Source organism: Streptococcus sp. V919, assembly GCF_054353475.1.
Window position 1 is genome coordinate 38,636 of record NZ_JBTHHY010000002.1, and the last position, 16,318, is coordinate 54,953.

The following is a 16,318-nucleotide window of genomic DNA, read 5'->3' on the forward strand; positions in this document are numbered from 1 at the left end:
TAACGCAATAATAACAAGATTTTAAGAGAGTTGGTACTGGAGTTATGTTTACGTATAAAATAAATGTTGATGTGAAAGAGTGGGATTTGTTTTTAGAAAATCATCCTCAAGGAAATTTATTGCAGAGTAGTGATTGGTCCAAGATAAAGGATGCTTGGGGGAATGAGAGAGTTGGCTTTTATAAAGAGGATCAACTAGTTGGAGTGGCGAATATCTTAATTCAGCCGCTACCATTAGGACTATCTATGTTCTATATTCCACGAGGTCCAGTCATTGATTATAAAGATAAAGAACTTCTGAAATTTGTGCTTTTAACATTGAAAAAACTTGCTAAAAAAAGCCATGCAATAATGGTTAAATTTGATCCAAGTTTATTTATCAGTAGAGGTCTTATTGGGCAAGAAACTGTCCAAAATTCTAGGACTTTAGAAATTATTGAAGAACTGAAAAAAAATAAAGTTTATTGGACAGGCTTAACAAAGGATATGGCAGAAAATATACAACCACGTTTTCAAGCTAATATTCATAAAGAGAACTTCTCGTTGGAACAACTATCCAAGTCCACTAGACAGGCAATCCGAACTGCAAGGAATAAAGGATTGGAAGTGAAATTCGGTGGAATTGATTTATTAGATGAATTTTCATTTTTAATGAAGAAAACAGAGTCTCGTAAGAATATCAGTTTACGAGGCAAAGATTATTATCAAAAGTTACTGACTACTTATCCTAATCACTCTTTTATCACACTAAGCTACTTAGATTTACCTAATAGACTGAAAGAAGTTGAGCAGCAACTCGAAAAGAATCTTAAAATAGCGCAGAAATTTACTGATAAAACGAAAGAAGGCAAAATAAAAGAGAATCAGCAAGAGAGAAAACGATTAGAGGAAGAAATTTCTTTTCTTAAGAGCCATATTGATAGAGGGTACAGTGTCGTTCCATTGTCTGGAACTTTAACCATCGAATTTGGGAAAACTTCTGAAAACTTATATGCTGGAATGAATGAGGAATTTAGACATTATCAACCTGCTATTCCTACATGGTTTGAGACAGCTCAACATTCATTTGAACGTGGGGCAGAGACTCATAATATGGGTGGAATTGAAAACAACTTAGAAGGCGGATTATTTAATTTTAAATCTAAGTTTAATCCCACTATTGAGGAGTTTGCTGGTGAGTTTAACTATCCAACAAGTTCATTATATTTCTTGTTTAATCTAGCTTATAAGATTCGTAAGAAACTTCGAAGTAGATAGCATAAACACCCCTACATTAAATTTTAAAAAATTAGCTATTAGAACATCTCAGCAGTATATGTTGAGATGTTTTAAATTTAGAGCTTTTAAATAGTAATTTAATAAGGAGAAAATAACAAAATTACTTGAAATAAAGCTCCAATTATGATAAAATGAAACTTGTCGTGTGAACGATAATACTCATTCTTGATGAATTGTGAAACTGTTGCCTTTTGGTTGTTTTGCAAGTTGAAATCAAGAAGAGGAAAAAACAAAAAAGGAGAAATACTCATGGCAGTAATTTCAATGAAACAACTTCTTGAGGCTGGTGTACACTTTGGTCACCAAACTCGTCGCTGGAACCCTAAGATGGCTAAGTACATCTTCACTGAGCGTAACGGAATCCACGTTATCGACTTGCAACAAACTGTAAAATACGCTGACCAAGCATACGACTTTATGCGTGATGCTGCAGCTAACGATGCAGTTGTATTGTTCGTTGGTACTAAGAAACAAGCTGCTGACGCTGTTAAAGAAGAAGCAGAACGTTCAGGTCAATACTACATCAACCACCGTTGGTTGGGTGGAACTCTTACTAACTGGGGAACTATCCAAAAACGTATCGCTCGTTTGAAAGAAATCAAACGTATGGAAGAAGAAGGAATCTTCGACGTTCTTCCTAAGAAAGAAGTTGCACTTCTTAATAAACAACGTGCACGTCTTGAAAAATTCTTGGGTGGTATCGAAGATATGCCTCGTATCCCAGACGTAATGTACGTAGTTGATCCACATAAAGAGCAAATCGCTGTTAAAGAAGCTAAAAAATTGGGTATCCCAGTTGTAGCGATGGTCGACACAAACACTGATCCAGATGATATCGATGTAATCATCCCAGCTAACGATGACGCTATCCGCGCTGTTAAATTGATCACTGCGAAAATGGCTGACGCTGTTATCGAAGGTCGTCAAGGTGAAGACGCAGCGGCAGTTGAAGCTGAATTTGCAGCTTCAGAAGCTCAAGCAGACTCAATCGAAGAAATCGTTGAAGTTGTAGAAGGCGACAACGCTTAATTCAAATAAGTAATTATTACCTAGGAGGGCGGGGCTTAGCCCAGCTCTCCTATTTTTAAAAAAATATAGGAGAATCAAAATGGCAGAAATTACAGCTAAACTTGTAAAAGAGTTGCGTGAAAAATCTGGTGCTGGTGTTATGGACGCTAAGAAAGCATTGGTTGAAGTTGAAGGTGATATCGAAAAAGCGATCGAATTGCTTCGCGAAAAAGGTATGGCTAAGGCAGCTAAGAAAGCTGACCGTGTTGCGGCTGAAGGTTTGACTGGTGTATTTGTTAACGGTAACGTTGCAGCAGTAGTTGAAGTAAATGCTGAAACTGACTTCGTTGCGAAAAACGCTCAATTCGTTGAGTTGGTAAATGCTACAGCTAAAGTCATCGCTGAAGGTAAACCAGCTAACAACGAAGAAGCACTTGCTTTGACAATGCCTTCAGGAGAAACTCTTGAAGCTGCATATGTATCTGCAACAGCTACAATCGGTGAAAAAATCTCATTCCGTCGTTTTGCTTTGCTTGAAAAAACAGATGCACAACACTTCGGAGCATACCAACACAACGGTGGACGTATCGGTGTTATCTCTGTAATCGAAGGTGGAGACGAAGCGCTTGCTAAACAAATCTCAATGCACATCGCTGCAATGAAACCAACAGTTCTTTCATATAAAGAATTGGATGAGCAATTTGTTAAAGATGAGTTGGCACAATTGAACCACGTTATCGACCAAGATAACGAAAGCCGTGCAATGGTTGGTAAACCAGCTCTTCCACACCTTAAATATGGTTCTAAAGCTCAATTGACTGATGAAGTCATCGCTCAAGCTGAAGAAGATATTAAAGCTGAATTGGCTGCAGAAGGTAAACCAGAAAAAATCTGGGATAAAATTATTCCTGGTAAAATGGATCGTTTCATGCTTGACAACACTAAAGTTGACCAAGCTTACACACTTCTTGCACAAGTTTACATCATGGATGACAGCAAGACAGTTGAAGCATACCTTGAATCAGTTAACGCTACAGTAGTTGAGTTTGCTCGCTTTGAAGTTGGTGAAGGTATCGAAAAAGCTGCAAATGACTTTGAAGCAGAAGTTGCAGCTACAATGGCAGCAGCTTTGAATAACTAAAAATTAAAAACAAAGTAAATGAATTGCACTCTAAATATTAGATTTTTGTATCTAACTTTTGGAGTGCAGTTTTTATTAGCTCCTTACTTGATTAAGACAAATTGATTAGTAGTAATAATTTGATTCAATTAATACTTTGGTAGTGTGTAATAGTGAGATTGACATACCCTACCGAAATGAATGTATGAGAATTTAGCAGTGGAATGAAAAATAGTTTAAGATATTTTCTTGATATACACGTTGTGATTTTGAATACATATTTTGTTTTTTGAAACAAGAATAAAGTTCTCATTTTAACTCAAATCAATATTAGAAAATCGCAAATGAAAAATCGTTTGCGATTTTTCTGTACTTTTTCAGATGTGATATCAAATATAGTTCGTGAAATATTTGATTTTTGACGTCTGTTGTGTTAGAATGATGTAAAGTAATACGAAAGGCGAACAAGAAAATGTCCAGTAAACTTATTTATACGGGAAAAGCTAAAGATATCTATACTACAGAAGACGAAAATGTGATTAAGTCGGTCTATAAGGACCAGGCAACCATGCTTAATGGTGCTCGTAAAGAGACTATTAAGGGGAAAGGTGTGCTTAATAATCAGATTTCGTCTCTTATTTTTGAAAAATTGAATGCTGCTGGTGTAGCTACTCACTTTATTGAACGTATTTCTGACACAGAACAATTGAATAAAAAAGTAAAAATCATTCCTTTGGAGGTTGTCCTTCGTAACGTGACTGCCGGTTCTTTTTCTAAACGTTTTGGCGTTGAAGAAGGTTTGGTTTTGAAAACTCCAATCGTTGAATTCTACTATAAAAATGATGAATTAGATGATCCATTTATCAATGATGAACATGTCAAGTTCTTGGACATTGCCAACGATGAGCAGATTGCCTATATCAAGGAAGAAACACGTCGTATTAATGAATTGCTGAAAGATTGGTTTGCACAAATTGGTCTTCGTTTGATTGACTTCAAATTGGAATTTGGTTTTGATAAGGATGGCAAAATTATCTTGGCAGATGAATTCTCACCAGACAACTGCCGTCTTTGGGATGCGGAAGGGCACCATATGGATAAGGATGTTTTCCGTAGAGATTTGGGCAGTTTAACGGATGTATATCAGGTTGTGTTGGAGAAATTGCAGGGCTTGAAGTAACTTGATTGAAACGGAAAACCTTCGTCTTCGATAACCTATTTGAATAGAAATAAAGGAAATAAAATGGATAAACGTATTTTCGTTGAGAAAAAAGCTGATTTTCGTGTAAAATCTGACTCTTTAGTAAAAGAATTGCAGCATAATCTTCAGTTGAAAACGTTGAAGGATCTTCGGATTGTTCAGGTTTACGATGTCTTTGGTTTGGCAGAGGACTTGTTTGCGCGTGCGGAAAAACATATCTTCTCTGAGCAAGTGACCGATACTGTTTTGGACGAGGCTGCGGTTAAGGCCGATCTTGAAAAGTATGATTTCTTTGCGATCGAAAGTTTACCTGGTCAATTTGACCAACGTGCGGCATCTTCACAAGAAGCTTTGCTTTTACTTGGTAGTTCAAATGATGTAACAGTTAATACAGCGCAACTTTACTTGGTTAACAAGGATATCGATGCGAATGAGTTGGAAGCCGTCAAAAATTACCTTTTGAACCCAGTGGATTCTCGTTTCAAAGATATCACTGTTGGTATTGCGAAACAGGATTTCTCTGAGTCTGACAAGACCATTCCAAGCTTGGATTTCTTTGAAACTTATACGGCAGAAGATTTTGCACAGTATAAGGCGGAGCAAGGATTGGCAATGGAAGTGGATGACCTTCTCTTCATTCAAGATTACTTCAAGTCTATTGGACGTGTGCCAACTGAGACTGAGCTTAAGGTTTTGGATACTTACTGGTCTGACCACTGTCGTCATACTACATTCGAGACTGAGTTGAAAACCATCGATTTCTCAGCTTCTAAATTTGAAAAACAATTGCAAGCGACTTACGACAAGTATATTGCCATGCGTGATGAGTTGGGACGTACAGAAAAACCTCAAACCTTGATGGATATGGCGACTATTTTTGGACGTTATGAGCGTGCCAATGGTCGTTTGGATGACATGGAAGTGTCTGATGAAATCAATGCTTGCTCAGTTGAAATTGAAGTGGATGTCAATGGTGTGAAAGAAGCATGGCTTCTCATGTTCAAGAACGAAACTCACAACCACCCAACTGAGATTGAACCATTTGGTGGAGCGGCTACTTGTATCGGTGGTGCCATTCGTGACCCATTGTCAGGTCGTTCATACGTTTACCAAGCCATGCGTATCTCAGGTGCTGGTGATATTACAGCTCCGATTGCTGAAACTCGTCCTGGTAAATTGCCACAACAAGTGATTTCTAAAACAGCGGCTCACGGTTATTCTTCATACGGTAACCAAATTGGTCTTGCAACAACTTATGTTCGTGAATACTTCCACCCAGGTTTCGTTGCTAAGCGTATGGAGCTAGGTGCAGTTGTCGGTGCGGCTCCTAAAGAAAATGTTGTCCGTGAAAAACCTGAAGCAGGTGATGTGATTATCTTGCTCGGTGGTAAAACTGGACGTGACGGTGTTGGTGGTGCGACAGGTTCTTCTAAAGTTCAAACGGTTGAATCTGTTGAAACAGCTGGCGCTGAGGTTCAAAAAGGGAATGCCATTGAAGAACGTAAGATTCAACGTCTTTTCCGTAATGGGGATGTGACGCGTCTTATCAAGAAATCAAATGACTTTGGTGCCGGTGGTGTCTGTGTGGCTATCGGTGAATTGGCAGATGGTCTTGAAATTGATCTAGACAAAGTGCCATTGAAATACCAAGGTTTGAACGGTACAGAAATTGCCATCTCTGAATCTCAGGAACGGATGGCTGTAGTGGTTCGTCCAGAAGATGTAGATGCCTTCGTTGCAGCATGTAATAAAGAAAATATTGATGCTGTTGTCGTTGCGACAGTAACTGAAAAACCAAATCTTGTCATGCACTGGAATGGTGAAACCATCGTTGATTTGGAACGTCGTTTCCTTGATACAAACGGAGTACGTGTTGTCGTAGATGCTAAGGTGGTTGACAAGGATGTCAAGCTTCCAGAAGAACGTCAAACATCTGCTGAAACACTTGAAGCGGATACTCTTGAAGTCTTGGCTGACCTGAACCATGCCAGTCAAAAAGGTTTACAAACCATCTTTGACAGTTCAGTTGGTCGTTCAACAGTCAATCACCCACTTGGTGGTCGATATCAAATCACACCAACTGAAGCTTCTGTACAGAAATTGCCAGTCCAACATGGCGTAACTCATACGGCTTCTGTCATGGCGCAAGGATTCAACCCTTATGTGGCAGAATGGTCTCCATATCATGGTGCTGCCTATGCGGTGATTGAAGCAACAGCCCGTTTGGTTGCTGCTGGTGCAAACTGGTCTAAGGCTCGTTTCTCTTATCAAGAATATTTCGAGCGGATGGATAAACAAGCAGAGCGTTTTGGTCAACCAGTAGCTGCTCTCCTTGGATCCATTGAAGCTCAGATTCAACTTGGGTTGCCATCTATTGGTGGTAAAGACTCTATGTCTGGTACCTTTGAAGAATTGACAGTACCACCAACCTTGGTTGCTTTTGGGGTAACAACTGCAGATAGCCGTAAGGTTCTTTCTCCAGAATTCAAAGCTGCTGGTGAAAATATTTACTATATTTCTGGTCAAGATTTGGCACAAGAAATTGACTTCGATCTCATCAAGTCTAACTTTGCTAAGTTTGAAGCCATCCAAGCTGCCCATAAAGTTACGTCTGCATCAGCTGTCAAATATGGTGGTGTGGTTGAAGCTCTTGCCCTTGCAACATTTGGTAACCATATTGGTGCCACTGTAACCCTTGAAAATCTTGAGACTGCCTTGACAGCTCAATTGGGTGGATTCGTCTTCACATCGCCTGAAGAAATTTCAGGGATTGCCAAGATCGGACAAACAGTAGCTGACTTTACACTTACTGTCAATGGTGTAACGCTTGATGGACACAAACTTGACAGTGCCTTTCAAGGTAAATTGGAAGAGGTTTACCCAACGGAATTTGCACAAGCAACTGAGTTGGAAGAAGTACCTGCTGTGGCATCAGATGCTGTGATCAAAGCTAAAGAAACAGTTGAGAAACCTGTGGTTTACATCCCAGTATTCCCAGGTACTAACTCTGAGTACGATTCAGCTAAGGCCTTTGAAAAAGAAGGTGCCAAAGTCAACTTGGTACCATTTGTAACACTTAATGAAGAAGCGATTGTCAAGTCTGTTGACACTATGGTTGATAATATCGAAAAAGCTAATATTATCTTCTTTGCAGGTGGTTTCTCAGCAGCCGATGAACCAGATGGATCAGCTAAATTTATCGTGAACATCTTGCTCAATGAAAAAGTACGTGCAGCTATCGATAGCTTCATCGAAGGTGGTGGTTTGATTATCGGTATCTGTAACGGATTCCAAGCCCTTGTTAAATCTGGTCTTCTTCCATATGGTAACTTTGAAGATGCAAGTAGCACGAGTCCAACCCTCTTCTACAATGATGCTAACCAACACGTGGCTAAGATGGTGGAAACACGTATTGCCAACACGAACTCACCATGGCTTGCGGGAGTAGAAATTGGTGACATCCATGCTATCCCAGTATCACACGGTGAAGGTAAGTTTGTCGTGACAGCTGAGGAATTTGCAGAGCTTCGTGACAATGGTCAAATCTTTACCCAATATGTTGACTTTGATGGTAAACCAAGCATGGATTCTAAATACAATCCAAATGGTTCTGTTAATGCGATCGAAGGTATCACAAGTAAGAACGGTCAAATTATTGGTAAGATGGGTCACTCAGAACGTTTCGAAGACGGTCTCTTCCAAAATATTCCAGGAAATAAAGACCAGCATCTCTTTGCATCAGCTGTGAAATACTTTACTGGAAAATAAAAGGTATAAAAAATGACATACGAAGTAAAATCTCTTAATGAAGAATGTGGTGTTTTTGGTATCTGGGGCCACCCAGACGCTGCCAAATTGACCTACTTTGGACTCCATAGTCTTCAGCACCGTGGCCAGGAGGGGGCAGGGATCCTCTCCAATGACCATGGACAATTAAAGCGTCATCGTGATATGGGGCTTTTATCAGAAGTCTTCAAAAATCCTGCTAATTTGGATAAATTGACAGGGACTGGAGCGATTGGACACGTGCGCTATGCGACTGCGGGAGAAGCTTCTGTAGATAATATCCAACCTTTCCTCTTCCGCTTTCACGATATGCAGTTTGGTTTGGCTCATAATGGGAATCTGACCAATGCAGAATCGCTCAAGCAAGAATTGGAACAAAGAGGGGCAATCTTCAGCTCGACTTCTGATTCAGAAATCTTGGCTCACTTGATTCGCCGTAGCCACAATCCAAACTTGATGGGTAAAATCAAGGAAGCGCTCAGTCTTGTTAAAGGTGGTTTCGCTTATCTCTTGATGTTTGAAGATAAGTTAATTGCAGCGCTTGATCCAAATGGTTTTCGTCCTCTGTCAATCGGGAAAATGGCGAATGGAGCAGTTGTCGTTTCTTCTGAAACCTGCGCCTTTGAAGTCATCGGTGCTGAGTGGATTCGCGATGTGAAACCAGGCGAGATTGTTATTATTGATGATAATGGCATCCAGTATGACAGCTATACAAACGATACTCAGTTGGCGATCTGTTCCATGGAGTATATCTACTTTGCCCGTCCTGACTCCAACATCCATGGTGTTAATGTCCATACGGCTCGTAAGAGAATGGGCGCTCAGTTGGCACGTGAGTTCAAGCACGAAGCTGATATTGTAGTTGGTGTACCAAATTCCTCACTCAGCGCAGCGATGGGCTTTGCGGAAGAATCAGGTTTGCCGAATGAAATGGGTCTTATCAAGAACCAATATACGCAACGGACATTTATCCAGCCGACTCAAGAATTGCGGGAACAAGGAGTTCGAATGAAATTGTCTGCCGTTTCTGGTGTCGTTAAAGGCAAACGTGTGGTTATGATTGATGACTCAATTGTACGTGGAACAACATCTCGTCGCATTGTCCAGCTTTTGAAAGAAGCGGGAGCATCAGAAGTGCACGTTGCCATTGGTAGTCCTGCTCTTGCCTATCCATGTTTCTACGGGATTGATATCCAGACACGTCAGGAGTTGATTGCAGCCAATCATACCGTTGAGGAAACTTGCCAAATCATTGGTGCGGATAGTCTAACTTATCTTTCGATTGATGGCTTGATTGACTCTATTGGGATTGAAACAGATGCACCAAATGGCGGCCTCTGTGTGGCTTACTTTGATGGAAAATATCCAACTCCTCTCTATGACTATGAAGAAGAATATCGTAGAAGTTTGGAAGAAAAAACGAGTTTTTACAAATAAAATTCCCCATTGAAGGAAAGGAAAAGGAATAAACAAATGACAAATAAAAATGCTTATGCGCAGTCTGGTGTGGATGTTGAAGCGGGTTATGAAGTTGTTGAACGGATCAAAAAACACGTGGCACGTACGGAGCGTGCAGGTGTTATGGGAGCTCTTGGTGGTTTCGGTGGTATGTTTGACCTTTCAAAAACAGGTGTCAAAGAACCTGTTTTGATCTCAGGGACAGATGGTGTTGGTACTAAACTTATGCTTGCTATTAAGTATGACAAACACGATACTATCGGTCAGGACTGTGTGGCCATGTGTGTCAATGATATCATTGCTGCAGGTGCAGAGCCTCTCTACTTCTTGGACTATATCGCAACTGGTAAAAATGAACCAGCTAAATTGGAACAAGTCGTTGCCGGTGTTGCAGAAGGTTGTGTACAAGCTGGTGCAGCACTTATCGGTGGTGAAACGGCTGAAATGCCTGGTATGTATGGTGAAGATGATTATGATTTGGCTGGATTTGCTGTCGGTGTTGCAGAAAAATCACAAATCATCGACGGTTCAAAAGTAGCGGCAGGCGATGTGATTCTGGGACTTGCTTCAAGCGGTATCCACTCAAATGGTTACTCACTTGTTCGTCTTGTCTTTGCTGATTACACGGGGGAAGAAGTTCTTCCAGAACTTGAAGGCAAAAAACTTAAAGACGTTCTTCTTGAACCAACTCGTATCTATGTCAAAGCAACTTTACCACTCATCAAAGAAGAATTGGTCAACGGGATTGCCCATATAACAGGTGGTGGTTTCATCGAAAATGTGCCACGTATGTTCGCTGATGACTTGGCTGCTGAAATTGACGAAAGCAAAGTGCCAGTCCTTCCAATTTTCAAAGCTCTTGAAAAATATGGCCAAATCAAACATGAAGAAATGTTTGAAATCTTTAACATGGGGATTGGTCTCATGCTTGCAGTGAAACCAGAAAATGTGGAACGTGTCAAAGAACTTCTTGACGAACCGGTTTATGAAATCGGTCGGATTGTGAAGAAAGATGGCGCAAGTGTGGTGATTAAATAATGACTAAAAGGATTGCTGTATTTGCCTCTGGCAACGGCTCAAACTTTCAGGTGATTGCGGAACAATTTCCAGTAGAATTTGTCTTTTCAGATCACCGGGATGCCTATGTCTTAGAACGTGCCAAAAATCTTGGTGTGGCTAGCCATGCCTTTGAACTCAAGGAATTTGACAATAAAGCAGCTTATGAAGAAGCTATCGTCAAACTCTTGGATGAACACCAGATTGACCTCGTTTGTCTCGCAGGATACATGAAAATCGTCGGACCAACTTTGCTAGCAGCTTATGAAGGCCGTATCATCAATATTCATCCAGCCTATCTCCCTGAATTTCCAGGCGCTCATGGTATTGAGGATGCTTGGAATGCAGGCGTTGCTGAGAGCGGTGTGACCATTCATTGGGTGGACTCTGGTGTGGATACAGGTAAGGTCATCAAACAAGTCCGTGTGCCACGTCTAGAGAATGATACCCTTGATACTTTCGAGACTCGCATCCACGAAACAGAGTACAAACTCTATCCAGAAGTCTTGGATAGTTTGGGAGTTGCACGCAAATAAGGAAGTGCTAGAGCTGAAAGAATAATTTCGACTGTAGTAGCTGAAGAACTTTTTAAAAAGGAAGAGAAAAATGACTAAACGAGCACTTATTTCAGTCTCAGACAAAGCGGGCATTGTTGAATTTGCCCAAGAACTCAAAAAACTTGGTTGGGATATCATCTCAACTGGTGGTACTAAAGTTGCCCTTGACAATGCTGGGGTGGATACTATCGCCATCGATGATGTGACTGGTTTCCCAGAGATGATGGATGGTCGTGTCAAGACTCTCCACCCAAATATCCATGGTGGTCTCCTCGCTCGTCGTGACCTCGATAGCCACCTAGAGGCTGCTAAGGACAATAATATCGAGTTGATTGACCTTGTTGTGGTCAACCTTTACCCATTTAAAGAAACCATCCTTAAACCAGATGTGACTTACGCGGATGCGGTGGAGAACATTGATATCGGTGGACCATCCATGCTTCGTTCAGCAGCGAAAAACCACGCTAGCGTCACAGTTGTGGTAGATCCTGCTGACTACGCTGTTGTTCTTGACGAATTGGCAGCAAACGGTGAAACCTCTTACGAAACTCGCCAACGGTTGGCAGCCAAAGTATTTCGTCACACAGCTGCTTATGACGCCTTGATTGCAGAATACTTCACAGCTCAAGTGGGTGAAAGCAAGCCTGAAAAACTAACTTTGACTTATGACCTCAAGCAACCAATGCGTTACGGTGAAAACCCTCAACAAGACGCAGACTTCTACCAAAAAGCTTTGCCAACGGATTATTCGATTGCATCAGCGAAACAGCTCAACGGTAAAGAATTGTCCTTTAACAATATCCGTGATGCTGATGCCGCTATCCGTATCATTCGTGATTTCAAAGACCGTCCTACCGTTGTGGCTCTCAAACACATGAACCCGTGCGGTATCGGTCAAGCTGATGACATCGAGACTGCTTGGGACTACGCTTATGAGTCTGACCCAGTGTCTATCTTTGGTGGAATCGTCGTTCTTAACCGTGAAGTGGACGCTACGACAGCTGAGAAGATGCACGGCGTTTTCCTTGAAATCATCATCGCACCAAGCTATACAGATAAAGCGCTTGAAATCTTGACAACTAAGAAGAAAAACTTGCGTATCCTTGCATTGCCATTTGATGCTCAAGATGCTAGCGAAGTGGAAGCAGAATACACTGGTGTTGTTGGAGGTCTCCTCGTTCAAAACCAAGACGTTGTGAAAGAAAGTCCAGCTGACTGGCAAGTTGTTACCAAACGCCAACCAACTGAGACAGAAGCGACTGCTCTTGAATTCGCTTGGAAGGCTATCAAGTACGTCAAATCAAACGGAATCATCATAACCAACGACCACATGACACTTGGCGTTGGCCCTGGTCAAACCAACCGTGTGGCTTCCGTACGTATTGCGATTGACCAAGCTAAAGACTGTCTTGACGGTGCTGTTCTTGCTTCAGATGCTTTCTTCCCATTTGCAGATAACGTGGAAGAAATCGCCAAAGCAGGTATTAAAGCTATCATCCAACCGGGTGGATCAGTCCGTGACCAAGAGTCCATCGAAGCGGCTGATAAACATGGCTTGACTATGATCTTCACAGGTGTGAGACATTTTAGACATTAAGAAAACGAAAGGGAAGAAAACAGTTTCTTTCCTTTTTTGTTTAAAAAAACTTAACGAAACAAGATTAAAACGAACGTTTATGATATAATGTTAGTAAATAATTCGCAAAAGAGGTTGATGGATGAAACTGTTAGTTGTCGGCTCAGGTGGTCGTGAGCATGCGATTGCCAAAAAGTTGTTGGAGTCTAAAGACGTTGAGCAAGTTTTCGTGGCTCCTGGGAATGACGGGATGACCTTAGATGGACTTGATTTGGTAAATATCTCTATTTCCGAACATTCTAAGCTGATTGACTTCGCAAAAGTCAACAATATTGCTTGGACCTTTATCGGTCCAGATGATGCCCTTGCAGCTGGGATCGTAGATGATTTTAATGCAACTGGTCTCAAGGCCTTTGGTCCGACCAAGGCTGCGGCTGAGCTGGAGTGGTCTAAGGATTTTGCTAAGGAAATCATGGTCAAATACGACGTTCCGACAGCAGCCTATGGTACATTTTCAAATTTTGAGGAAGCCAAGGCCTACATCGAGGAGAAAGGCGCTCCAATCGTCGTCAAGGCAGACGGCTTGGCCCTAGGGAAAGGGGTCGTCGTTGCGGAGACGGTTGAGCAAGCCGTCGAAGCTGCTCACGAGATGCTGTTGGACAATAAATTCGGTGATTCAGGTGCGCGTGTGGTCATCGAGGAATTCCTTGACGGGGAAGAATTCTCTCTCTTTGCCTTTGTCAATGGGGACAAGTTCTACATCATGCCAACAGCTCAGGACCACAAACGTGCCTATGATGGCGACAAGGGCCCTAACACTGGTGGGATGGGTGCCTATGCGCCAGTTCCTCACTTGCCACAGAGCGTGGTTGACACAGCAGTTGACACTATTGTCAAGCCAGTCCTTGAAGGCATGATTAAAGAAGGCCGTCCTTACACTGGTGTCCTTTACGCTGGACTTATCTTGACAGCTGACGGCCCTAAAGTCATTGAGTTCAACTCACGCTTTGGCGATCCTGAAACACAAATAATCTTGCCTCGCTTGACATCTGACTTTGCACAAAATATCACCGATATTTTGGAAGGCAAAGAGCCAGCCATCACTTGGACGGACAAGGGTGTGACACTAGGCGTGGTTGTAGCCTCAAACGGCTACCCACTCGCTTATGAGAAGGGTGTCCAGCTTCCAGCCAAGACAGAGGGCGACATCATCACTTACTATGCTGGTGCCAAATTCGCTGAAAATGGCCAAGATCTCCTCTCAAACGGCGGACGTGTCTACATGCTCGTCACAACAGCAGACACCGTCAAAGACGGCCAAAACATTATCTACAACGAACTCAACAAACAAAACACAGAAGGCCTCTTCTATCGTACGGATATCGGTAGCAAGGCAATAAATAAAACTCTTTAAAAATCTTCGATTGACTGTGTTAAAGCTCCGTGATGAACTTTAGTTCTATCTTCGTCGCTTTGCCTTGTCGCTCTGTGATTTTATTCGAGTTTTCGAATATCAGTGCTATATGAGGCGACGAAGTCGCCAAACTCAATAATGGTCGCCGTGGTGAAAGGACCAGAGCAGGATCTGTTCTGGCCGGGGGAAACTTTGAGACCTTAGGCTCAAAGTTTAGGAATGAAACCGAAGGTTTGCTTCCGCCCCACCACCTAAGACCATTATCAAAAAAGAAAAAGGAAAAATTATGACTAAACCAGTAATTTCCATCATCATGGGCTCAAAATCCGACTGGGCAACCATGCAAAAAGCCGCTGAAGTCCTCGACAACTTTGGTGTCGCTTACGAAAAGAAAGTTGTTTCCGCCCATAGGACGCCTGACCTTATGTTCAAACATGCCGAAGAAGCACGTAGCCGTGGCATCAAGATCATCATTGCAGGTGCAGGTGGTGCAGCTCACTTGCCAGGGATGGTCGCTGCTAAGACTACACTTCCAGTCATTGGTGTGCCCGTCAAATCTCGTGCCCTTAGCGGTGTGGATTCACTCTATTCCATCGTTCAGATGCCAGGTGGAGTGCCTGTCGCAACCATGGCGATCGGTGAAGCTGGAGCGACTAACGCGGCCCTCTTTGCCCTCCGTCTTCTTTCAGTAGAGGACCAGGTTATTGCGACAGCTTTGGCGGATTTCGCTGAAGAACAAGGAAAAATTGCAGAGGAGTCTACAAATGAGCTCAACTAAAACCATTGGGATCATCGGTGGTGGCCAGCTCGGTCAGATGATGGCGATCTCAGCTATCTACATGGGGCACAAGGTTATCGCACTGGACCCAGCAGCTGATTGTCCAGCTTCCCGTGTGGCGGAAATCATCGTGGCCCCTTACGACGACGTGGATGCACTTCGTCAGTTGGCAGACCGATGTGATGTTCTCACTTATGAATTTGAAAATGTGGACGCCGATGGTCTTGATGCTGTTATCAAGGATGGGCAACTCCCTCAAGGAACAGACTTGCTCCGCATTTCTCAAAATCGCATTTTTGAAAAGGACTTCCTCGCAAACAAGGCACAAGTCACTGTGGCACCCTACAAGATTGTGACCTCAAGCCAAGACTTGGCAGATATTGACCTATCGAAAAACTATGTCCTCAAGACAGCGACAGGTGGCTATGATGGCCATGGCCAGAAGGTCATTCGCTCAGCAGAAGATTTGGAAGAAGCCTACGCTCTAGCTGACTCAGCAGACTGCGTCTTGGAAGAATTTGTCAACTTTGATCTTGAAATTTCTGTTATCGTTTCTGGAAATGGCAAGGATGTGACGGTTTTCCCAGTTCAGGAAAATATCCACCGTAACAACATTCTTTCAAAAACCATTGTGCCTGCTCGCATTTCAGAAAGTCTAGCAGCCAAGGCCAAAGCTATGGCGGTTCGAATTGCAGAACAACTCAACTTGTCTGGAACTCTTTGTGTGGAGATGTTTGCGACAGCTGATGATATCATCGTCAATGAAATTGCGCCACGTCCACACAACTCAGGCCACTACTCAATCGAAGCTTGCGACTTCTCCCAGTTTGATACTCATATCTTGGGTGTTCTCGGAGCACCATTGTCAGCTATCAAACTCCATGCGCCAGCCGTTATGCTCAATGTTCTCGGCCAGCATGTCGAGGCCGCTGAAAAATATGTCACAGAAAATCCAAGCGCCCACCTCCACCTGTATGGTAAAATAGTAGCGAAGCAAAATCGCAAAATGGGACATGTGACTTTGTATAGTGATGTGCCGGATGAGGTTGAAGAGTTTGGGAAAGGAATTGATTTTTAGGACGTGCCT

The 16,318-nt window shown here is 42.4% G+C and carries 12 protein-coding genes; all 12 read left to right on the forward strand.

The features are described from left to right. Nucleotides 1-44 precede the first annotated feature (44 nt). The 12 genes from ACXYSK_RS06320 (at nucleotide 45) to purK (ending at nucleotide 16,309) form a co-directional block, all read left to right on the forward strand. Nucleotides 45-1,256 carry an aminoacyltransferase gene (locus ACXYSK_RS06320; RefSeq protein ID WP_458625434.1) on the forward strand — a complete coding sequence of 404 codons (1,212 nt, stop codon included), beginning with the start codon at nucleotides 45-47 and terminating at the stop codon, nucleotides 1,254-1,256. A 270-nt stretch (nucleotides 1,257-1,526) separates the two neighbouring features. Then, on the forward strand, nucleotides 1,527-2,306 hold the full coding sequence (gene rpsB / locus ACXYSK_RS06325; protein ID WP_006150920.1) for a 30S ribosomal protein S2: 780 nt from the start codon (nucleotides 1,527-1,529) through the stop codon (nucleotides 2,304-2,306). A gap of 79 nt (nucleotides 2,307-2,385) precedes the next feature. Then, entirely contained in the window at nucleotides 2,386-3,426 is a 1,041-nt protein-coding gene (gene tsf, locus ACXYSK_RS06330) for a translation elongation factor Ts (protein ID WP_006150917.1), read from the forward strand. 451 nt (nucleotides 3,427-3,877) lie between these two features. Further along, entirely contained in the window at nucleotides 3,878-4,585 is a 708-nt protein-coding gene (gene purC, locus ACXYSK_RS06335) for a phosphoribosylaminoimidazolesuccinocarboxamide synthase (RefSeq protein ID WP_458625435.1), read from the forward strand. 63 nt (nucleotides 4,586-4,648) lie between these two features. Next, a complete protein-coding gene (locus tag ACXYSK_RS06340; RefSeq protein ID WP_458625436.1) occupies nucleotides 4,649-8,374 on the forward strand; it encodes a phosphoribosylformylglycinamidine synthase in 3,726 nt (1,241 codons plus the stop codon). Nucleotides 8,375-8,386: 12 nt separating this feature from the next. Further along, the gene (gene purF, locus ACXYSK_RS06345; RefSeq protein WP_045613307.1) at nucleotides 8,387-9,829 is read left to right on the forward strand and encodes an amidophosphoribosyltransferase; all 1,443 of its coding nucleotides are present in this window, start codon (nucleotides 8,387-8,389) and stop codon (nucleotides 9,827-9,829) included. Nucleotides 9,830-9,865: 36 nt separating this feature from the next. After that, on the forward strand, nucleotides 9,866-10,888 hold the full coding sequence (gene purM, locus ACXYSK_RS06350; protein ID WP_458625437.1) for a phosphoribosylformylglycinamidine cyclo-ligase: 1,023 nt from the start codon (nucleotides 9,866-9,868) through the stop codon (nucleotides 10,886-10,888). Beyond that, complete coding sequence (gene purN, locus ACXYSK_RS06355; RefSeq protein WP_458625438.1) at nucleotides 10,888-11,442, forward strand: phosphoribosylglycinamide formyltransferase; 555 nt, start codon at nucleotides 10,888-10,890, stop codon at nucleotides 11,440-11,442. Before purM ends, purN begins: the two co-directional genes overlap by 1 nt. 70 nt (nucleotides 11,443-11,512) lie before the next feature. Further along, nucleotides 11,513-13,060: a bifunctional phosphoribosylaminoimidazolecarboxamide formyltransferase/IMP cyclohydrolase gene (gene purH, locus ACXYSK_RS06360; RefSeq protein WP_458625439.1), complete on the forward strand. Its 1,548-nt coding sequence runs from the start codon at nucleotides 11,513-11,515 to the stop codon at nucleotides 13,058-13,060. 121 nt (nucleotides 13,061-13,181) lie between these two features. Beyond that, complete coding sequence (gene purD / locus ACXYSK_RS06365; RefSeq protein ID WP_458625440.1) at nucleotides 13,182-14,453, forward strand: phosphoribosylamine--glycine ligase; 1,272 nt, start codon at nucleotides 13,182-13,184, stop codon at nucleotides 14,451-14,453. A gap of 286 nt (nucleotides 14,454-14,739) precedes the next feature. Then, entirely contained in the window at nucleotides 14,740-15,231 is a 492-nt protein-coding gene (purE, locus tag ACXYSK_RS06370) for a 5-(carboxyamino)imidazole ribonucleotide mutase (protein WP_254727355.1), read from the forward strand. After that, on the forward strand, nucleotides 15,218-16,309 hold the full coding sequence (gene purK, locus ACXYSK_RS06375) for a 5-(carboxyamino)imidazole ribonucleotide synthase (RefSeq protein ID WP_458625441.1): 1,092 nt from the start codon (nucleotides 15,218-15,220) through the stop codon (nucleotides 16,307-16,309). The genes purE and purK overlap by 14 nt, the downstream gene beginning before the upstream one ends. Nucleotides 16,310-16,318: the final 9 nt, after the last annotated feature.